The sequence below is a fragment of the Aeromonas simiae genome (assembly GCF_014892695.1).
GTDB classification, from domain to species: domain Bacteria; phylum Pseudomonadota; class Gammaproteobacteria; order Enterobacterales; family Aeromonadaceae; genus Aeromonas; species Aeromonas simiae.
The window spans coordinates 880,795-899,702 of the sequence record NZ_CP040449.1 but is presented as its reverse complement, the minus strand read 5'-3'; the positions used below and the strand labels follow the sequence as shown (position 1 = coordinate 899,702).

Genomic DNA, 18,908 nt, shown 5'->3' with positions numbered 1-18,908 from the left:
GCGACTACTCCATTACTTGCTCTGGGGCGCGGCCGGGGTGGCGGCGGCCTTTGCTTCACTGGGATTGACGTCGGCGCCCGGCTTGACCTTCTGCAGGCCGGCGACGATCACCTTCTCGCCCGCCTTGAGTCCGGACTCAACCAACCAGTTGTTGCCCACCATGCGGCTCACCTGCACATCGCGAACCTCGACCTTGTTATCTGCGCTCACCACCATGACAGAGGCGCCCCCACGCGGGGTACGGCTGACCGCCACCTGCGGCACCAGCAGTGCATCCTGACGCTGTCCCTCCTGCAAGGTGGCGCGCATGAACATGCCCGGCATCAGCAGGTTGTGGGTGTTGGGCACCACGACCCGCAGGGTCACCATACCGGTGGTCTCGTCGACGGAGACATCGGAGAACTGCAGCGAACCCGCCTCGGGGTAAACACTGCCATCTTCCAGCGTGAAGTTGACCGGCGCGCCATGGCGCTCATCGGTCTTGAGCTTGCCAGCCGCAGCCAACTGCTTGAGACGCAGCAGGTCGGCAGTCGACTGGCGCACATCCACGTACATGGGATCGAGCTGCTGGATGGTGGTCAAGGCGGTGGCCTGCTGGGCAGTCACCAGGGCCCCCTCGGTCACCGCCGAGCTGCTGATGCGACCGCTGATGGGGGCCGTGATGCGGGTGTAACCCAGATTAATCTCGGCGGTGCGCTGCGCCGCCTTGGCGGCCATCACCTCGGCCTGCGCCTGCTTCCAACTGGCCAGAGCGTCGTCATAGTCCTGGCTGCTGATGGATTTCACCTTGAGCAGCGACTCGTAACGCTTGGCCTTGAGCTGGGCGGTACGCTCGTTGGCCTGCGCCTTGGCCACATTGGCCCTGGCCGAGGCCACCTCGGCCTCATACAGCGAAGGATCGATCTGATAGAGCAGATCGCCGGCCTTGACGTCAGAGCCCTCGATAAAGAGGCGCTTTTGCAGTATGCCACTCACCTGAGGACGCACCTCGGCGATGCGTAAGGCGGAAGTGCGGCCGGTCAGTTCGGTGTCGAGCGTCACGGTGGATGCACCGAGAGTGACCACGTCCACCGCGGTCGGCGGCATCTGTCCCTGGGTGGGGCCGGCCTGCTCACCGCAACCTGTCAGTGCTCCACCGGCCATCACGGCCAACAGCAGAGCAAGAGTATGTTTTTGCATGAAGAGTCTACGCCTCTGTTACCTATCGGGCAGCCGCTTCACGACGAAGCCGGCTGGCAAAAAAACGTGAGTGGGTTAATATACAAACATTCACGAATGTATGTAAGTTACTTTTCCTTCTTTTTACACTACGCAATCAGGTGGAGAACGCCCTTCCTTATATGGCCAGAAGAACCAAAGAAGAAGCCCAGCAAACCCGCGAGCGCATCATGAACACCGCGCTCGATCTCTTTTGCCGCCACGGTCTGGCCAAGACCAGCCTGAGCGACATCGCCCAGGCCGCCGACCTGAGCCGGGGGGCCATCTACTGGCACTTCAAGAACAAGGACGAGCTGTTTGCCTCACTGTGGGAGGAGCTGTGCGCGCCGCTGGCCCAGCAACTCTATGCCTGCATCGATCCGGCCGAAGCCGACCCGCTCGGGCGTCTGAGAATCTTTCTGCGTGAAGCGCTGCACCAGGTCAGCACGGCGCCGGCCCACCGCCAGATGTTCAGCCTGATGTTCAGCCTCGAGTCGATGGAAGGGGAGACCCATACCCTGCGTACCCACATGCGTGAACAGGCGCAGCAGTTCTTCCGCGATCTCGAAGCCACCCTGAACAACGCCAAGCAGCAAGGACAACTGCCTCCCCACACCAATACCGCCCGCTGCGCCACCCTGCTGCACTGTGCACTGGATGGTTACATCCTTAACTGGATGCACTTCCCCGAACGCATCAGTCTGGAGCAGGAGACCGATTTCCTGCTCGACAACTTATTTGCTTTGTTGCGCCAAACCGGTGGCATGCATGCATAACGCCCCCCCTCTGCCGGCCGGCAGCCACCTGCTGCTGCTCGGTGACGATGGCCTACTCGCCGCCCGCCTGCTGCAAGCCGGCATGGTGGTCAGCCTCTACCATCACGACATTGCGGCCGCTCAGGCCGCATCGCTGGCGGCCGGCCTGCCGGTTCGTGTCTGCCGCCTAGAGCAGCTCAGCACGCCGGTGCCCTTCGCCGCCGCTTGGCTCGAGCCGGCCCATTTTTCTGTGGAGAAGGCGCTTCCCCATTTGCCCGCCCTGCTCAAACCGGGGGCGTCGCTCTACCTATTGCGCCCCACGCCACTGCCCACGCTACCCCCTGGATGGCGGCAAATAGATGAACAGCACCTCATCCGGCTCCCCTAGCCCGCCGGGTTCCATTTGGCTGAGCCTCTGTTTACACTGATGCCGTTCTTCCCCCATCAAGGAGGCCGGATGCGCTATTTTCTCCTGTGCGGTGTCACACTGCTGCTCGCCGCCTGCTCCAGTACGCCGGATCAGGCACCGCCTCCCACCAGCCGCAACCAGGCGTTTGATGGCTTCTACCAGCAGTGGCGCGGCGTGCCCTATCGCATGGGCGGCAACTCGCGCGCTGGCCTCGACTGCTCGGCCTTCACCCAGCTCGCCTACCAGCAGGTGTTCGGCCTCTCTTTGCCGCGCACCACCACCTCCCAGGCCAACCTCGGTCAGCCCATTACCCGCAGCCAGCTGCGTCACGGCGATCTGGTCTTCTTCAAGACCGGCTGGAACCAGTACCACGTCGGGGTCTATACCGGAGCGGGCGAATTTATCCACGCCTCCACCAGCAAGGGGGTGATCCGTTCGCGCCTCGATAACGTCTACTGGCGCAAGCATTACTGGCAGGCCCGCCGCATGGACCCCATCCTGCTGATGGTGCAACAGTCCGCCTACGGGTCATGAAACGCTCATTAAAGGGCGAAAAACAAGCAAACATACTCAAAAAACCGCCAAACGGGCTTTTACCATCAATCTTTTTCGTTCTCGGGGTTCACAAGCGCCAAGATTCTGGTAGTATGCGCCTCGCACTTGGGGAGGGGTTCCCGAGCGGCCAAAGGGATCAGACTGTAAATCTGACGGCTCTGCCTTCGAAGGTTCGAATCCTTCTCCCTCCACCATCTATCAAGTGCAACAATCAGGAAATATCCCGTGGAGGGGTTCCCGAGCGGCCAAAGGGATCAGACTGTAAATCTGACGGCTCTGCCTTCGAAGGTTCGAATCCTTCTCCCTCCACCATCTTCCTGAACACAATATGCAATGCCCCTGTGGAGGGGTTCCCGAGCGGCCAAAGGGATCAGACTGTAAATCTGACGGCTCTGCCTTCGAAGGTTCGAATCCTTCTCCCTCCACCACTCTTCAGAGACCCCGGCTTTGCCGGGGTTTCGCATTTCTGTCTCCTCACATTTCTATCAACTCCATTTGACCCTGCCAGGGCCGGGTGCTAGCGTGCAGACCAAATCCCTGACAGGTCACGCCATGGACAGCACCCAGACCATCGTCATCGCCGATGACCACCCCCTCTTTCGCGGCGCCCTCTATCAGGCCGTACAGATGGCCATGAGCGACGCTCGCCTGCTCGAAGCCGACTCCATCGACTCGCTGCTCGCCCTGCTCGGCGGAGAGGATGAAGTGGACTTGCTGCTGCTCGATCTCAAGATGCCCGGCGCCAACGGTCTGGAGGGGCTGGCCCACCTGCGCGGCCAATATCCCGATCTGCCGGTGGTGGTGGTCTCCGCCACCGAGGATCCGACCATCATCAGCCAGGTGATGAAGATGGGCGCCGTCGGCTTCATCCCCAAATCCTCCCCCATGAAGCAGCTCATCGAGGCGCTTGGCTGCGTATTGCAGGGGGATACCTGGCTGCCGGAGGGGATTGAACTCGACAGTGCCCCCGGCGAAGACTCGCTGGCCCAGCGCCTCTCCAGCCTGACACCACAACAGTACAAGGTGCTCTTGATGCTACGCGATGGCAGCCTCAACAAGCAGATTGCCTGGGAGCTCAATGTCTCCGAGGCCACCATCAAGGCCCACATCACCGCCATCTTCCGCAAGCTGGGGGTCAAAAACCGCACCCAAGCCGTGATCGCCCTGCAACAGCTCGACCTGCCCCAGGATTAGATCGACAAACAGCACGAGCGTGCTATCCTCGCCCCCTTGTGACGAGGAGTTGAATCCATGGGCAAGGGGCGCGCCACCCGCGAGAACATACTGGCCAGTGCCTTCGAGCAGGCCAGCCGTTTTGGTCTCGAGAGCCTCACCATCGGTGAGCTGGCCAAGCAGTGCGGCCTCTCCAAGAGCGGGCTGTTTGCCCACTTCCGCTCGCGCGAGAACCTGCAACTGGCGGTGCTTGAGTACGCCGCCACCGTATTTCGCGAGCGGGTCATCGCACCGGTGCGCATGGCACAACCCGCGGGCTCGGCGCAGAAGCTGCGCGCCCTGCTTGAGGCCTGGCTGGCCTGGAACGAAAGTTTCAGCGGTCGCTGCATGTTTCTCGACGCCTGGAGCGCGCCCCATGAAGGAGAGGTGCAACAGGCCGCACGCGACTTCGTGCGCCAATGGCTCGCTTACCTGCAACGCCAGATCGTCCTCGGCCAGCAGCAGGGCGATTGGGATAGCACGCTCGACCCCTGGCAGGCGGTCTACCGCCTCTACAGCCTCTATCTGGGCGCCCAGGTATTTGATGCGCTGGCCCTGCCCGCCCCCTTCTGGCCTGAGGTGGAGCGGCTGATGGCGAGCTGGCATCCCTGATTTTTTAAAAAGCGACAAAAAAGCACGACCGTACTAAAGAGGTTCCATGAGCAGCAAGATCTACTTCAACACGGGGCGGCGTCTCTCACTGCGCCGCATGGTGACCGGCATGGCCACCACCTTGCACCACCGCCTGGCCCCGCGCCATGCCAAACGCGTCGCCCGGGATCTGCTGCTGACCCCGCAGCGCGATCAGCGCGCCATCACGGCGCCGGCAGGCCTAAGTGAGCAACCGCTCGCCACCCCGCAAGGCGAGATCATGACCTATCGCCTCGGCAGCGGCCCCGTGTGGCTGCTGGTGCACGGCTGGTCTGGCAGCGCCCGCCAGTTCTTTCCCCTGATGGAGCAGATTGCCGCCGCTGGCTTCACCGCTCTGGCCTATGACCACCCGGCACATGGCCAGAGTGCCGGTCGTCACGGCCACCTACCGCTGTTTCTGCGCACCCTAGAGACCCTGCTCGAGCACGAGGCGCCCCCCGTCGCCGTCACCGCCCACAGCATGGGGGCCGCCGTGGTGCTCTCGAGCCACCATCCGGCGCTGGCCGGCGTGCCGCTGCTGCTGATCGCCCCAGTACTCGACTATGTGCCCCAGCTCTATGGCATGGTGGCGCGCTCCGGCTACTCCATGCCCCTGTTTAAGGCCGTGGTGCGCGACATCGAAGAGGAGTTCCAGCTCCCCTTGGCCAATCTGGACCCGCTGGGACAATTGCTGGCACGGACCAGCCCCGCCACCATAGTCCACGACCGGGGGGATCGTTTCGCCCCCTACCTCGACTCGGCCCGGGCCGCCGAGCAGGGGGAGCATGTCTCTCTCATCACCACAGAGGGGCTCGGTCACGGCCGCATCCTTGCCAGTGCCCCGCTCTTCTCGGCCATCGGTCATCTGCGGCAGACGCTGTGAAGCGCCCACGAAAAAGGCCTCCCGAGGGAGGCCTTTTTCTATCCGGTGACCATCACGCCAGGGTGATGCGCGCAAACTTGCGCTTGCCCACCTGATAGACGGCGGTACCGGCACCGATCAGCGCCTTGCCATCGTCGAGCTTGTCGCCGTCGATCTTGACCGCGCCCTGCTTGATCATGCGCAGCGCCTCGGAGGTGGTCTCGACCAGGCCGGCCTCCTTGAGCAGGTTGGCCACCGGCATGCCTTCCCCTTCCAGCGGCAGGGTCAGCTCCGGCATCTCGTCCGGGATGGCGTTCTTAGAGAAGCGCTGGGTGAAGTCTTCATGGGCCGCCTCGGCCGCCGCCGCATCGTGGTAACGGGCGATGATCTCTTTGGCCAGCCAGATCTTCACGTCGCGCGGGTTGAGGGTGCCCGCCTCAATGCCGGCCTTAAACCCTTCGATCTCGGGAAGCGGGCGGAACGAGAGCAGCTCGTAGTAGTTCCACATCAGGGTGTCGCTGATCGACATGATCTTGCCAAACATCTCGCTCGGGCTGTCGTGCACACCGATGTAGTTGTTGGCCGACTTGGACATCTTCTTGACCCCGTCCAGACCCACCAGCAGCGGCATCATCAGCACGCACTGGGTCGCCATGCCGGCATCCTTTTGCAGCTCGCGCCCCATCAGCAGGTTGAACTTCTGGTCAGTGCCGCCGAGCTCGACGTCGGCCTTCAGCGCCACCGAGTCATAGCCTTGCAGCAACGGATAGAGGAACTCGTGAATGGCGATGGACTGGCCGCCTGCGTAGCGCTTCTTGAAGTCGTCGCGCTCGAGCATGCGCGCCACGGTCTGCTTGGCCGCCAGCTTGATCATGCCGGCCGCGCCCAGCTCACACAGCCAGCTGGAGTTGTACTCGATGCGGGTCTTTTTGGGATCGAGGATCTTGAACGCCTGCTCGGCGTAGGTCATGGCGTTGTGCTTGATCGCCTCTTCGGAGAGCGGCGGGCGGGTGGCGTTCTTGCCGGAAGGATCACCCACCTGGGCAGTAAAGTCGCCGATCAGCAGGATCACCTCATGCCCCAGATCCTGGAAGGTCTTCAGCTTGTTGAGGATAACGGTGTGACCCAGGTGAATGTCCGGCGCCGTCGGATCCATCCCCAGCTTGATGCGCAGCGGGCGCCCTTCCTTCAACTTGGCAACCAGTTCCTCTTCGACCAGGATCTCTTCCGCTCCGCGCTTAATCTCGGCCAGCGCCATCTCGAGCTGGGACATGTTTCGTCTCTCCAATCACGTTTCCACAAGACCGCTCATCTTACTGGAATGGCAGGACAATTGGAAAGCCTGTAAAATCGCGGGATTGTGCTCGTTTGCCCCCTTTTTGCATGGTGATCTGGACCGCCTTCAACACCCTTCCCCATTGGCATCGCAAGATGGTGCTCATTCTGGGGATCCTGACAATGATGCTGGCCGCCTGGCCCAGCAAACACCCCGAGGCCACGCGGGTTGCCGCCCTACCCGAAGCGCAGCTCAACCCGCCCCCCGCCCCGCGTGCCGAGCCGCAGGTCGAACGCCCACGCCTCAAGACCCGCAGCGTGCGGGTGCGCCGTGGCGACAACATGGGGGTCATCTTCCAACGCCTCGGGCTCGACACCGCCGAGCTGCATGAAATCGACCAACTGGCCGCCGCCGAGCCGCTGCGCCGCATCAAACCCGGCGATGAGCTGACCTTCAAGCTCACCCCGGCAGGACAGTTGCACAGCCTCGACTACCCCCACTCCCTCGAGCAGACCCTGCGGGTCAACCGCACCGAGGAGGGATTCGACGCCCGTCACCTCAAGATCGATCTGGATACCCGCGATGCGGTAGCCCACGGCGAGATCCGCTCCAGCTTCTGGAATGCGGCGGTCGATGCCGGCATGGACGAGACCCAGATCATGGCGCTGGCGACCCTGTTTGGCTGGGATATCGACTTTGCTCAGGACTTGCAGCCCGGCGATCACTTCACCGTCATCTACGAAGAGAAGTTTCGCGATGACGAGAAGGTGGCCGCCGGCGACATACTGGCCGCCGAGTTCGTCAATCAGGGCGAGCGTTACCGCGCCGTGCTGGGGCCCGATGGCAACTACTACACCCCGGAGGGCAAGGCGATGCGCAAGAGCTTCCTGCGCGCGCCGGTCAACTTCCGCTACATCAGCTCCAACTTCAATCCGCGCCGGCTGCATCCGGTCACCGGCAAGGTGCGCCCGCACAACGGCATCGACTATGTGGCGCCGGTCGGTACCCCCATCATGGCCTCGGGGTCGGGCACGGTTGTGGCCGCTGGCTACAACCCGTTCAACGGCAACTACGTCTTCATCCGCCATGACAGCACCTATGTGACCAAATACCTGCACCTCTCCAAGCGCACCGTGAACAAAGGGGAGCGGGTCAAGCAAGGAGAGACCATCGGCCTGCTCGGCGGCACCGGCCGCGTCACCGGGCCGCACCTGCACTACGAATTCTTAGTCGCCGGCGTACACAAGAACCCGCGCACCGTCACCCTGCCCAAGGCCGATGCCTTGAGCGGTCGCGAGCTGGCGCGCTTTCGTGCCGTCAGTGCCACCTTACTGGCGCGACTGGAGCGGCCGGATGAGCCGCGCCTCGCCATGAACGGAGAACGCCCATGATCCCGCGTTACATCGGTCTGATGTCAGGCACCAGCATGGATGGCATCGATGCGGTGCTGCTCAAGGAGGGAGACGATGGCTGGGAGGTTGAATCCGCCCTCTGCCACCCCTGGGCAGAGCACGAAGTGGCCACCTTGCACGCCCTGTGCACCCCGGGTGACAACGAAATCGACCGGATGGGCGTGGCCGACAATCTGGTGGCCGAGTGCTTCGCCGCCGCCACCCATGCCCTGCTGGAGCAGGCCGGCGTCGCCCCGACCATGGTGCGCGCCATCGGCTCCCACGGCCAGACCATCCGTCACCGCCCCGAGCTTGGATTTACCCTGCAAATCGGCAACGGCAACCTGCTGGCGGCCCGCACCGGCATCGACGTGGTGGCCGACTTTCGCCGTATGGACATGGCGTTAGGGGGTCAGGGGGCGCCGCTGGTGCCGGCCTTCCACCAAGCCTGCTTTGGCAGCCCGAGCGAGCCCAGAGTGGTGCTCAACATCGGCGGCATCGCCAATATTTCGGTGCTACCCGGCCCGGCCGAAGCGGTCTATGGCTTTGATACTGGCCCCGGCAATACTCTGCTCGACGGCTGGTACCGACGTCACTATGGCGGCACCTTCGATGCCAGTGGGGCGTGGGCGGCGCAAGGGAAGGTGCATGAGCCGCTGCTCTTGGATCTGCTGACCCACCCCTATTTCGCCCAACCCTACCCAAAGAGCACCGGGCGCGAGACCTTCACCGCCCAATGGCTCGATGAGCGCCTCGCCCACCACATCGGCGTGGAACCAGCCGACGTGCAGCGCACCCTGCTGGAGCTGACCGCCCGCTCCATCGCAGACGCCCTGCCGAGCCTGGCCGGTGCGCTGTTCATCTGCGGTGGCGGTGCCCACAACCCACTGCTACTGGCGCGCCTTGCCGCCCTGCTGCCCGACTGGCGGGTCGCCGACACCAGTGCCCTGGGCATCCATCCCGACTGGGTCGAGGGCGCCGCCTTTGCCTGGCTGGCCCACCGCTTCCTGCTGCGCGAGCCGGGCAACCTGCCAGCAGTGACTGGAGCCCGCCGCCTCGCCGTGCTCGGTACCCTCTACCCCGCCCCCTGACAAATGACAGCAGCCTAGGGCGCTCCGGCGCCCCAAGCACATCATGTTGGCTATCCCATCACATTCGCGACCCGCTATGCAGCCGCAGCCATGAGTCAGGCATGCCCAACGAGCCCCTATTCATAACGGCAAGCGTGTAAGGAATTTCCGCCATCTAATTAGACGTAGCCGTCACCGACATCATCCAGCAATGCCAAATAAGATAGGAGACAAAGACCTGTACCCAGGCAATATGGTAGATAATATGGCGCCATGCACCTTGTCTTTTTATTATTCAATTCAGACAAAAACAGAACCCAAGCGGCTATTACTTTACCGCTGACGTTATTAAATAATGGCGGCAATAAAAAGAGAGGGGGGGGGGCGGGACATAATTATGCACCATATGCCGACCAGGATTAAATTATAAACCCATATCCGAGCACGATTATCGGCACATGAATTAAATATCAACCACTCTGCTCAGGAGTGGTAATACCCAGCATGGTGCCCACCGATAAGATTGGCTTATTATGGCAGCGAACACCGAGAAGGACACCAGCACTCGATATAAAGAAGATGGGTGCTCGATTGAGAACATTGATCTCAGAATGTGCAGAAAAAGAGGCAGTCCATGTTGGAAAGCTCAAGCGCCGAGCCTGAAGTAACGACTCACTTTAGGCTTGGCCTTCCAACACGTCATTGAAACCGAACCATCAAAAAGCCCGGCTCTTTAAATACCGAGGGAGCTGAGCAGCTCGTCATGCTCACCACTCTCGGCAGGCACTGCAACTGCCCCCTGCTCGGATCTTTTCTCCCGGGCCTGAGCAATCAGTTCGTCCGGGTCGACCTCTTCTAGCATGGCGCCATCGTGGATCTTAATAAACTCGGTACGATCCATGGCCAGTTCCATGTAGAAGATATTGTTCTTCTCAGTAAAGAACGTCACACGGCGCATCTCTGGATTATCGAGGTTGGTATCGATACTCAGAAAAATAGGCATATTCAGTGCCAGCATCTTAGGTTGACTCTGGGAAATATGAGTCTGTAAATCGCGGCTAACCTTTTTGCTGAAACGACCGACGATCTGATTCATCAGCTCCCCCATCACATTCCCCACCTCATCAGAGGTGTAAGAGATGGCCAGCTCTTCCTGAGGAAAGCCCATGCTCTTCATATAATCCTGATAGAGTTCCATTGCCGCAGCGGCAGAGAAGTTGATGACCACCAGCCCCGAGAATCCACCATCAAACAACACAAAGCTGCCGATATCCGGTTTGAGACCCGCCTTTTTAATTCGCTGAACCATGCCAGAAAAACGAATATTATTATGTGCGGCAGACGTCAGTACTTTAGTCACTGAGTTACAAAGACTCAGCAGTACATCGTCTGTAGTCAAAATTCGGGTCGCGTCATCATGCTTATGATGCATTTCAAATGTCCTGGCGATAAAAGGCCTGACACCCTATACCATCGTCACGCAAAGGACAAAGCCTCAGAGACGAGCCACGACGCCTGACGACGCATTCATTAATTAACCGGCCAAAATAAAACAAAATGTAACAAAATAAAAACTGGGTCGATGAGTTTATACATATTTAGTAAACACAAGGCAGCGGTTGCAAACCGCTGCCTTGTTGCTATGAGGTCGACGCTCTCGTTGCCAGATGACCCTGCGGGGGTATCTTGCAGCCGGATGGCTACCCGTGTTGGTGACCAGCCGCCTTGCAACAACGCGGCGCTATTGTCGCCTTCTAGATACCGAGTGAATCGAGCAGATCATCATGCGCACTGCGCTCACTCTTACTCGGCACTAGCGTAGACACCACGACCCCGGCACTTTGTCCCTTGGCCTGAGCGATCAGCTCGTCCGGATCGACCTCTTCTTGTACGTCGCTATCGTGGATCTTGATGAACTCGGTGCGATCCATCGCCAGCTCCAGATAGAAGATGTTGTTGCGACCGGTGAAAAAGGTGACCCGCCGGGTCTCCGGGTTGTCGAGGTTGGTGTCAACGCTCAGCATTACCTGCTTGTTGAGGGCCAGCATCTTGGGTTGGTTTTGGGTGATGTGGGTCTGCAATTCGCGCCCCACCTTGTTGGTAAAGCTGCCGACGATCTGATTCATCAGCTCACCCATCACGTTGCTCACCTCGTCCGAGGTGTGGGAGATGGCGAGATCCTCCTTCGACAGCCCCATGCTCAGCATGTAGTCCTGATAGAGCTCCATGGCGGCGGCGGCGGAGAAGTTGATCACCACCAGTCCGGAGAAACCGCCGTCGAACAGCACAAAACAACCGATATCGGGCTTGAGACAGGTCTTACTGATGCGCTGTACCATGCCGGAAAAACGCACCTGACTTTGGGTCGCGGCGCTCAGCACATCGGTCACCGAGTGGCAGAGACCGAGCAACACATCCTCTGTGGTCACGACCCTGATCTCTTCATCCTGACTATGAAACATCTTCTGACTTCCTGACACTGTTGTTGTGACCCTATCTATACCATAGTCCCGTGCGGGTAAACGCAGAGGGGATCACGCTGCCGCGCGCCTCCCCCATCGCTCACTGAGCCGGAATAAAGCCCCCCACCCCGGCCAGCCGCTCGCGCCAGAGCGCCACCTGCGACTCCAACTGCTCCTCGCTATAAGGTTGCGGCGGCCTGGCACCCCAGATGGGCCCTGGCCATGCCGCATCGCAGGCAAAGCGGGCCACATGGTGCAGGTGCAGTTGGGGCACCAGGTTGCCCAGCGCCCCCACATTGATCTTGTCTGGATGCAGGCTCGCCTCCATCACCGCCGCCACGGCGCAGGACTCGCGCATTAGCTGCTGTTGATCGGCCTCGCCGAGGTGATGGATCTCGCGCAACTGCGCAATGCGCGGCACCAAAATAAGCCAGGGATATTGGCTGTCACGGGAAAGCAGTACCCGGCAGAGGGGAAGATCGCCCACCACCCGGGTATCGGCGGCAAGGCGAGGATGCAGTTCAAACATGAAGGGCTCCGGTGGACACGACATCGCGCCCACCTTACTGCAAGCCGGGGCGAACTCAAAGCTGGTTGGCGGCCCAGCCGATGAAGCGGCGTTGCAGGGCCGGATCGGCGCTGCGGAACAAGCGTTGCAACTCCCCCTCAAGGGTGCCAGCCGGCGACGCCTCGGCCCCCTGTTTTGGTGTCGTCCCCAGGCTCTCCACCAGGGCCGCCTTGCCGCCGCTACGGTTGTACTCGGCCAGCTTGCTGCCCCAATCCACGCCGATCTGCAACCCATTGACCACCATGGCATCCTGCATCAGGGGCACCCCCTTGCCCAGACCGCTTTGCAAAGTGAAGTCAGGCTGCCGGGCAAAGGCCTCTTTTTGCACCGAGCCATGGGGCAAGGCCCCGAACGAGAGCGCCGTACCGGCTGCTTCGAAGCGCAGCACCTGGGGTGAAGAGCGAAAATGGCGATCGCTCTCCCCCGACGAGCGGCTCTCCTCTACCCCATCGTACTGCACCAGCAACTGGTTCATGCCATCGGGCAGCACCAGCAGCGCCCCCTCCTGATGGCCTTGACCTGCGCTGAGCAGCCGTACTTCATCGGGTAGGGTGAGACGAACCTCAGCCTGTACGCCAGTGGCACAGAGGGCGGCGAGTAAGGCAGCGGTCAGCGATGTATTCATGGGTGACATCCTTCTGTCATGTTGACTGGCTGGCACCTTACCCGAGCCAGATGACAGAAAAATAACAGGGCCCGCAGGCCCTGTTGGAGAGAGGGGTTACCCCTTGTAGATCTTGGGGTTGAACACGTCGCGCAGCCAGTCCCCCAGCAGGTTGATGACCAGTACCAGCACCACCAGGCAGACGCCGGGGAAGGCCGTGATCCACCAAGAGCCGGAGAAGATGTAGTTAAAGCCCACGCTGATAAGCGACCCCAGCGAAGGCTGATCCACCGGCATGCCGAGCCCAAGGAAGGAGAGCGCCGCCTCGCTCATGATGGCGTTGGCCACCTGCACGGTGGAGATCACCAAGATTGGCGACAGGCAGTTGGGCAGGATGTGGCGGAACATGATGCGCGGGGCGCGAAAGCCCATCACCTTGGCCGCCTCCACATACTCCTTCTTCTTCTCGGCCAGCACCGAGGCGCGCACGGTGCGGGCGTACTGAGGCCACTCGGCCACCCCGATGATCACCACCAGCATCAAGATGGCGTACTTCGAATAGAACTCAGAGCCAAACGCCGCCTGGAAGATGGCCGAAATAATGATGGCCACCATCATGGTGGAGAACGACAACTGCACGTCGGCAAAGCGCATCAGCAGGTTATCGAGCCGCCCGCCGAAGTAGCCGGCCAGCAGGCCCACCACCACCCCGATCGCCATCTGCAATCCCACGGCGAACAAGCCGATGGTCAGCGAGATGCGCGAGCCATAGAGGATGGTGCTCCAGATGTCGCGCCCTTGGTTGTCGGTGCCAAGCCAGAAACGCTCCTCACCCCCTTCCAGCCAGGAGGGGGGCAGCTCCGCATCCATCAGATCGAAGCTGGTCTGGTCATAGACGTTGTGTGGCGCCACCCAAGGGGCCAGCAGGGCCGCCACCACATAGATGAGAAACAGCGCAAAGCTGAACATCGCCACCTTGTCGCGCAGGAAGTAGTAGACGATGTCGGAATTCTTGAAGCGGGCCCAGCGGCCCGTCGTCACGGCGTGAGTCATGCTTACCCCTTGGCGGTCAGGTTGACGGTCGGGTTGATGAGACCATAGAGCAGATCCACCAGCGTGTTGGTCACCACGAAGATGAGCCCGACGAAGATGACGTAGGCGGTGATGAGCGGGGTATCGACCCGATGGATCGCCTCGAGGAACAGAAAACCGGTGCCCGGCCACTGGAACACGCTCTCGGTCAGTATGGTGTAAGCCACCATGGTGCCGATCTGCACGCCGCCCACGGTAATGACCGGCAGCATGGTGTTCTTCAGGGCGTGGCGATAGTAGACCACCCGATCATCCAGCCCCTTGGCGCGGGCAAACTTCACGTACTCAGAGGAGAGCTGCTCGAGCATCTCGGAGCGCACCAGCCGGATGAACAGCGGCAACATGATCGAGGAGAGCGCCACGCTCGGCAGGATCAGGTGCTTGATGCCATCCCAGGTAAAGAAACCGGACTCCCAGCCCAGCAAGTTGGCGGTCTCACCACGGCCGTAGGCGGGCAACCAGCCGAGCTGGATCGAGAAGAGGTACATCAACATGATGGCGGTGAGAAACACCGGGATCGAGATGCCGATGCTGCTGACCCCCATGATGATCTTGGTCAGTACGCTGCGCGGCCGGATGGCCGAATAGACGCCGAGCGGGATCGAGACCAAGACGATGATGAGCGACGCGCCGAACACCAGCTCCAGGGTTGCCACCAGCTTGTCGAGGATCACCTCGAGTGCCGGCCGCTTGAAGAAGTAGGAGGTGCCGAGATCGCCGTGGACGGCCCCCTTAAGGAAGCGGGCGTATTTGACCAAGAAGGGATCGTTGAGCCCCATTTGGTCGCGCAGGGCCTGACGCTGCGCCTCGGAGACCGACTGGCCTACCATCTCGCGCAGGGGATCACCCAGGTTGTCCTGAATGGCGAAGGCCACCAGGCTGATGACGAACATCACGATCACCGCCTGATAAAACCGTTTGAGTAGAAATGTGAACATGCTGATCCTTCTACGTGGCCTGCTTTATAGGAGTACAGGCTTCTGTATCAAGGCGGGGGCCCGCGCCCCCGCCGTGTCCTTGGTGTTGACTGAGCCGCAAGCGCTTACGGCTTGATGACCAGATCGCCGAAGTACGGGAAGTTCATCACGTTGACCACCGGCTTGATGTCGGCGCTCTTCTTGGCGCCATAGGCTAGGTCTTCCCAGTGCAGCGGCACAAACGGCGCGTCTTCGGCCAAGATGGCCTCGACCTTTTGCAGCAGGGCGGCCCGCTTGGCCGGATCGGTTTCGCTGTTGGCCTCGTTGACCAGCTTGTCCGCCTCCGGGTTGGCATAGCCGGAGCAGTTGTACTGGCCCATGCCAGTCTTGGCGTCCTTGGTGTAGGTCAGGAACTCGTAGAAGTTGGCGCTGTCCTCGGTGTCGGCGTGCCAGCCAATCATCTGCATGTCGGCGGCGCACTTGTCATACTCCGGCCAGTACTGGGCCACCGGCATGGTCTTGAGATCCACCTTGATGTTGATCTTGGAGAGCATGGCGGAGACGGCCTGGGCAATCTTCACGTCGTTCACGTAACGGGCCGCCGGGGCGATGAAGGTCATCTTGAAGCCCTTCTCGTAACCGGCCTCCTTCATCAGCGCCTTGGCCTTGGTCAGATCGTAACGGGGGGTCAGCGCCTCGTTGTAACCGGCGTAGCCCTTCGGGCTCAGCTGGCCGGCCGGGGTGCCGAAGCCCTTGTTGATCTTCTGGACGATCCCCACCTGATTGACGGCGTAGTCGATGGCCTGACGCACCCGCTTGTCCTTGAGGGCCGGGTTGGTGTTCTGGTTCAGCTCGATGATGATGGCGCGGGTACCGGAGAGGGTCACCAACTGGGTGTTGGCCCCCTTCTTGACCCGATCCAGATCGTTCGGCGCCACCGGATAAATCACGTCCACGTCACCGCCAAGCAGGGCGGCCACGCGGGTGGCGTCTTCCTTGATCGGCACCAGAGTCAGGTTATCCACGTTCCCCTTGGAGGCCTTGTCCCAGTAGTTAGGGTTGCGGGCATAGTCGAGCTTGACCCCCTGCTCACGGAACTTGACGGTGAAAGGGCCGGTGCCGGAGACATTGGTCGAGGCAAACGAGGCGCCGTTTTTGATGATCTCGGCCTTGTCTTTACCCTCGCTGGTCTTGCCGCTATAGAACTTGGCATCCATCGGGAAGATGTAAGTCGCGGTCTGCAACACCAGCGGATAGGGCTTGACCGTAATGATATCGACGGTGAAGTCATCGACCTTCTTGGCCGCGGCGATCGGGTCGAAGATCGCCTTGAAGTCCGGTGAGGCCTTCAGGCGGTTGACGGTCCACACCACGTCATCGGCGGTCAAGTCGTTGCCGGAGTGGAACTTAACCCCTTTGCGCAGGTGAAAACGCACCGTCTTGTCATCGATACGCTCATATTTTTCGGCCAGACGCGGCTCAAATTGCAGATCCTGGGTGTAACGGATCAGCGGATCGAACACCAGGTGGGACATCTCCAGGGTCTGGCCGGAGAGCTGCTCCTGCGGGTCCAGCGAGGTGGGATCGGAGGCCACGGCCACCTTGATATCGGCGGCAGAGACATTGAAGGCCAGACCGGCGGCCAGCAGCGCCAGTGCAATCTTGGACAATCCATTCTTCATCTTGTTCTCCATGCTTATCTCTTTGTATTAGCTTGCGATTTCCAGCCCCTCGCGGGACATTCCCTTAAATTCCGGCATGAGCGAGATCAGCTTGCGGCTGTACTCATGGGCGGCGTTGGTAAACAGGGTCTCGGTCTCGGCCACCTCGACTAAATGACCGTGCCGCATCACCCCGATGCGGTCGCACATCTGGCGGATGACCGGTAGATCGTGGCTGATGAACAACATGGTGAGCCCCAGCTCCTTTTGCAGATCCTTGAGCAGGTTGAGGATCTGGGCCTGCACCGACACATCCAGCGCCGAGGTAGGCTCGTCGCAGATGAGAAAACGCGGGCGGGTGGCCAGGGCGCGGGCGATCGAGATGCGCTGGCGTTGGCCGCCGGAAAACTCGTGGGGATACTTGACCCCGGCGCCACGGCCAAGGCCCACGTGATCGAGGAGATCCCCCACTATCTGTTCAATCTGGCGCTCGCTCTCGGCCAGACGATGGAAGCGGAGCGGCTCGGCGATGATGTCGCGCACCTTCATGCGTGGGTTCATCGACGAGTAAGGGTTCTGGAACACCATCTGCATCTGGCGGCGCAGCGGGCGGCGTTCATGCTCCCCCTTGAGGGCGGTGAGATCGATCCCCTCGAACACTATCTTGCCCGCATCGGGCGGATAGAGGCCGGTGATGGCGCGGGCGATGGTCGACTTGCCGGAGCCCGACTCCCCCACTAGGCCGAAGGTCTCCCCTTCGAAGATCTCGAAGCTGATGTCGCTGCACGCCTGCACATACTCGCGCCGGCTCGGAAACAGCGAATCCTTGGTGACGAACTTGAGATCGACGTGCTCGACCCGCAGCAGCGCCCCTTCATAGGCGCGCTGATCCTGGCTCTGACCGAGCCAGTGGGTCTTGAGATCGATGCTGGTGTCGGGCGCCCCTGCGTCTTCGATATAAGAGACCAGCGGGAAGCGCACCAGCTTGACGTCGGAGCGCGGCACCGCCGAGATGAGGCTGCGGGTGTAGGGGTGAGTGGGAGCGCCGAGCACCTGCTCGGTCTGGCCGAACTCCACCAGATCGCCGCGATACATGACCGCCACCTTGTCGGTAACGTTGGCCACCACCCCCATGTCGTGGGTCACCAGCATGCAGCCCACCTGGCGCTCCTTACACAAGGTGCGGATGAGCTGGAGGATCTGATCCTGGATGGAGACGTCCAGCGCCGTGGTCGGCTCGTCGGCGATGATGAGTTCGGGATCACAGGAGAGGGCGATGGCGATCACCACCCGCTGGCGCATACCGCCGGAGAATTGGTGCGGGTACTGCTTGATGCGCAGCTCCGGCTTGGAAATGCCCACCGCCTGCATCAGCCCGAGCGCCTTGTCAAAAGCCTGTTTCTGGGTCAGCTCGGTGTTGGCGAGGATGGTCTCGACCAACTGCTGCTCCACCGTGAACAGGGGGTTTAGCGAGGTCATCGGATCTTGGAAGATAAAGCCGATGCGCGAGCCGCGAATGGCGCGCATCTCACGCTGGCTGCGCCCCGAGATGAGCTCGCCGTTGAGATAGATGTCGCCGCGGGCGATGCGGCCCGGGGGACTCAGGAGATCGATGACGGCATTGCCGATGGTGGACTTGCCGGCGCCGGATTCACCGACTACACCGACAATCTCCCCCTTTTCGATGGAGAAAGAGAAATCCTTCACCGCGGCGTGCACCCCATAGCGGGAGGGGTACTCGATCCGCAAGTTCTTCACTTCGAGCAAGGACATGTTTACCTCTGCGGGGGACATCCGTCCCAAACAAAATTCATCCGTAAACAGACCGCAGGTGCCGGGATAGTCTCGAGCCTCGGCAGGCTCACTCCGTGAGACAGGCAAACCAGCGTTCCGCGCGGGTTTTTTACATTTTTTTGGTATAACCCGCTTGTAACCTAAACTGTTTGCTGCTTCCTGTAAATGCTGGATTTATACAATTTCATTGCAAGAAAGCGGATATTTACCCGCATCATCAGAAAATAATACCGCAATAAAATTAAATGGCAGATATAAACACTATTTGAAAACCACTTTTTTGTATATGCGTTATGCATACACTTCCCATGCAGCAGGCTGCTCTGTTTTTTCATCACGCATATCATCCGGTATACCAGTGAATTTTTATTCACACATTGCCTTTTTCAGCGTGATCTGCGGCCCGAGGATTTCACGACAGCAAAAAATAGGGGGCGCTTTTGGCGCCCCCCT

At 60.7% G+C, this 18,908-nt stretch carries 18 protein-coding genes and 3 tRNA genes; 11 read left to right on the top strand and 10 right to left on the bottom strand.

Annotated features, from left to right (window positions below; genetic code table 11):
• Positions 1–12: 12 nt before the first annotated feature.
• Positions 13–1,179, bottom strand: coding sequence for an efflux RND transporter periplasmic adaptor subunit (locus FE240_RS04315; RefSeq protein ID WP_193003510.1), 1,167 nt, complete (start codon positions 1,177–1,179; stop codon positions 13–15).
• A 161-nt stretch (positions 1,180–1,340) separates the two neighbouring features.
• On the opposite strand from FE240_RS04315, the gene FE240_RS04310 reads away from it, so the two are divergent.
• From FE240_RS04310 to FE240_RS04270, 9 genes are all read left to right on the top strand, one after another.
• Complete coding sequence (locus FE240_RS04310) at positions 1,341–1,973, top strand: TetR family transcriptional regulator (protein ID WP_193003509.1); 633 nt, start codon at positions 1,341–1,343, stop codon at positions 1,971–1,973.
• Positions 1,966–2,340, top strand: a complete 375-nt coding sequence (locus FE240_RS04305) for a hypothetical protein (RefSeq protein WP_193003508.1) — start codon at positions 1,966–1,968, stop codon at positions 2,338–2,340. The genes FE240_RS04310 and FE240_RS04305 overlap by 8 nt, the downstream gene beginning before the upstream one ends.
• A 69-nt stretch (positions 2,341–2,409) precedes the next feature.
• The gene (locus FE240_RS04300; RefSeq protein ID WP_193003507.1) at positions 2,410–2,895 is read left to right on the top strand and encodes an NlpC/P60 family protein; all 486 of its coding nucleotides are present in this window, start codon (positions 2,410–2,412) and stop codon (positions 2,893–2,895) included.
• A 130-nt stretch (positions 2,896–3,025) separates the two neighbouring features.
• Positions 3,026–3,110 (top strand) — tRNA-Tyr (locus FE240_RS04295).
• A gap of 33 nt (positions 3,111–3,143) precedes the next feature.
• Positions 3,144–3,228: transfer RNA gene (locus FE240_RS04290), tRNA-Tyr, on the top strand.
• A 31-nt stretch (positions 3,229–3,259) separates the two neighbouring features.
• Positions 3,260–3,344 (top strand) — tRNA-Tyr (locus tag FE240_RS04285).
• A 124-nt stretch (positions 3,345–3,468) separates the two neighbouring features.
• Positions 3,469–4,110, top strand: coding sequence for a response regulator transcription factor (locus FE240_RS04280; RefSeq protein ID WP_193004443.1), 642 nt, complete (start codon positions 3,469–3,471; stop codon positions 4,108–4,110).
• A 57-nt stretch (positions 4,111–4,167) separates the two neighbouring features.
• Positions 4,168–4,740 (top strand): TetR/AcrR family transcriptional regulator, encoded by a 573-nt coding sequence (locus FE240_RS04275; protein WP_193003506.1) that lies wholly within the window; start codon positions 4,168–4,170, stop codon positions 4,738–4,740.
• A gap of 46 nt (positions 4,741–4,786) precedes the next feature.
• The gene (locus tag FE240_RS04270) at positions 4,787–5,641 is read left to right on the top strand and encodes an alpha/beta hydrolase (RefSeq protein WP_193003505.1); all 855 of its coding nucleotides are present in this window, start codon (positions 4,787–4,789) and stop codon (positions 5,639–5,641) included.
• Positions 5,642–5,693: 52 nt separating this feature from the next.
• Here FE240_RS04270 and tyrS read toward each other — a convergent pair whose 3' ends face one another.
• Complete coding sequence (gene tyrS / locus FE240_RS04265) at positions 5,694–6,893, bottom strand: tyrosine--tRNA ligase (protein ID WP_193003504.1); 1,200 nt, start codon at positions 6,891–6,893, stop codon at positions 5,694–5,696.
• Positions 6,894–7,003: 110 nt separating this feature from the next.
• Here tyrS and FE240_RS04260 point away from each other — a divergent pair, with 110 nt between their 5' ends.
• Positions 7,004–8,287 carry a peptidoglycan DD-metalloendopeptidase family protein gene (locus tag FE240_RS04260; RefSeq protein ID WP_193004442.1) on the top strand — a complete coding sequence of 428 codons (1,284 nt, stop codon included), beginning with the start codon at positions 7,004–7,006 and terminating at the stop codon, positions 8,285–8,287.
• Positions 8,284–9,378 (top strand): anhydro-N-acetylmuramic acid kinase, encoded by a 1,095-nt coding sequence (locus tag FE240_RS04255; protein WP_193003503.1) that lies wholly within the window; start codon positions 8,284–8,286, stop codon positions 9,376–9,378. The genes FE240_RS04260 and FE240_RS04255 overlap by 4 nt, the downstream gene beginning before the upstream one ends.
• A 712-nt stretch (positions 9,379–10,090) precedes the next feature.
• Here FE240_RS04255 and FE240_RS04250 read toward each other — a convergent pair.
• The 8 genes from FE240_RS04250 to FE240_RS04215 form a co-directional block, all read right to left on the bottom strand.
• Positions 10,091–10,789 (bottom strand): DUF3334 family protein, encoded by a 699-nt coding sequence (locus FE240_RS04250; RefSeq protein ID WP_193003502.1) that lies wholly within the window; start codon positions 10,787–10,789, stop codon positions 10,091–10,093.
• A 322-nt stretch (positions 10,790–11,111) separates the two neighbouring features.
• On the bottom strand, positions 11,112–11,819 hold the full coding sequence (locus FE240_RS04245) for a DUF3334 family protein (RefSeq protein ID WP_193003501.1): 708 nt from the start codon (positions 11,817–11,819) through the stop codon (positions 11,112–11,114).
• A 100-nt stretch (positions 11,820–11,919) separates the two neighbouring features.
• Positions 11,920–12,348, bottom strand: coding sequence for an HIT domain-containing protein (locus FE240_RS04240; RefSeq protein ID WP_193003500.1), 429 nt, complete (start codon positions 12,346–12,348; stop codon positions 11,920–11,922).
• Positions 12,349–12,403: 55 nt separating this feature from the next.
• Complete coding sequence (locus tag FE240_RS04235; RefSeq protein WP_193003499.1) at positions 12,404–13,012, bottom strand: DUF2057 domain-containing protein; 609 nt, start codon at positions 13,010–13,012, stop codon at positions 12,404–12,406.
• 96 nt (positions 13,013–13,108) lie between these two features.
• Positions 13,109–14,044, bottom strand: coding sequence for an ABC transporter permease (locus FE240_RS04230; protein WP_193003498.1), 936 nt, complete (start codon positions 14,042–14,044; stop codon positions 13,109–13,111).
• 2 nt (positions 14,045–14,046) lie between these two features.
• On the bottom strand, positions 14,047–15,021 hold the full coding sequence (locus FE240_RS04225) for an ABC transporter permease (RefSeq protein ID WP_193003497.1): 975 nt from the start codon (positions 15,019–15,021) through the stop codon (positions 14,047–14,049).
• Positions 15,022–15,125: 104 nt separating this feature from the next.
• The gene (locus FE240_RS04220) at positions 15,126–16,682 is read right to left on the bottom strand and encodes an ABC transporter substrate-binding protein (protein ID WP_193003496.1); all 1,557 of its coding nucleotides are present in this window, start codon (positions 16,680–16,682) and stop codon (positions 15,126–15,128) included.
• A 27-nt stretch (positions 16,683–16,709) separates the two neighbouring features.
• Positions 16,710–18,434, bottom strand: coding sequence for a dipeptide ABC transporter ATP-binding protein (locus tag FE240_RS04215; RefSeq protein WP_193003495.1), 1,725 nt, complete (start codon positions 18,432–18,434; stop codon positions 16,710–16,712).
• Positions 18,435–18,908 lie beyond the last annotated feature (474 nt).

Coding starts and splice junctions, on each gene's coding strand:
- FE240_RS04310 (WP_193003509.1), top strand. CDS start 1,341: ATGGCCAGAAGAACCAAAGAAGAAGCCCAGCAAACCCGCGAGCGCATC.
- FE240_RS04260 (WP_193004442.1), top strand. CDS start 7,004: ATGGTGATCTGGACCGCCTTCAACACCCTTCCCCATTGGCATCGCAAG.
- FE240_RS04240 (WP_193003500.1), bottom strand. CDS start 12,348: ATGTTTGAACTGCATCCTCGCCTTGCCGCCGATACCCGGGTGGTGGGC.
- FE240_RS04275 (WP_193003506.1), top strand. CDS start 4,168: ATGGGCAAGGGGCGCGCCACCCGCGAGAACATACTGGCCAGTGCCTTC.
- tyrS (WP_193003504.1), bottom strand. CDS start 6,893: ATGTCCCAGCTCGAGATGGCGCTGGCCGAGATTAAGCGCGGAGCGGAA.
- FE240_RS04230 (WP_193003498.1), bottom strand. CDS start 14,044: ATGACTCACGCCGTGACGACGGGCCGCTGGGCCCGCTTCAAGAATTCC.
- FE240_RS04280 (WP_193004443.1), top strand. CDS start 3,469: ATGGACAGCACCCAGACCATCGTCATCGCCGATGACCACCCCCTCTTT.
- FE240_RS04270 (WP_193003505.1), top strand. CDS start 4,787: ATGAGCAGCAAGATCTACTTCAACACGGGGCGGCGTCTCTCACTGCGC.
- FE240_RS04220 (WP_193003496.1), bottom strand. CDS start 16,682: ATGAAGAATGGATTGTCCAAGATTGCACTGGCGCTGCTGGCCGCCGGT.
- FE240_RS04300 (WP_193003507.1), top strand. CDS start 2,410: ATGCGCTATTTTCTCCTGTGCGGTGTCACACTGCTGCTCGCCGCCTGC.
- FE240_RS04250 (WP_193003502.1), bottom strand. CDS start 10,789: ATGCATCATAAGCATGATGACGCGACCCGAATTTTGACTACAGACGAT.
- FE240_RS04315 (WP_193003510.1), bottom strand. CDS start 1,179: ATGCAAAAACATACTCTTGCTCTGCTGTTGGCCGTGATGGCCGGTGGA.
- FE240_RS04255 (WP_193003503.1), top strand. CDS start 8,284: ATGATCCCGCGTTACATCGGTCTGATGTCAGGCACCAGCATGGATGGC.
- FE240_RS04235 (WP_193003499.1), bottom strand. CDS start 13,012: ATGAATACATCGCTGACCGCTGCCTTACTCGCCGCCCTCTGTGCCACT.
- FE240_RS04215 (WP_193003495.1), bottom strand. CDS start 18,434: ATGTCCTTGCTCGAAGTGAAGAACTTGCGGATCGAGTACCCCTCCCGC.
- FE240_RS04305 (WP_193003508.1), top strand. CDS start 1,966: ATGCATAACGCCCCCCCTCTGCCGGCCGGCAGCCACCTGCTGCTGCTC.
- FE240_RS04225 (WP_193003497.1), bottom strand. CDS start 15,021: ATGTTCACATTTCTACTCAAACGGTTTTATCAGGCGGTGATCGTGATG.
- FE240_RS04245 (WP_193003501.1), bottom strand. CDS start 11,819: ATGTTTCATAGTCAGGATGAAGAGATCAGGGTCGTGACCACAGAGGAT.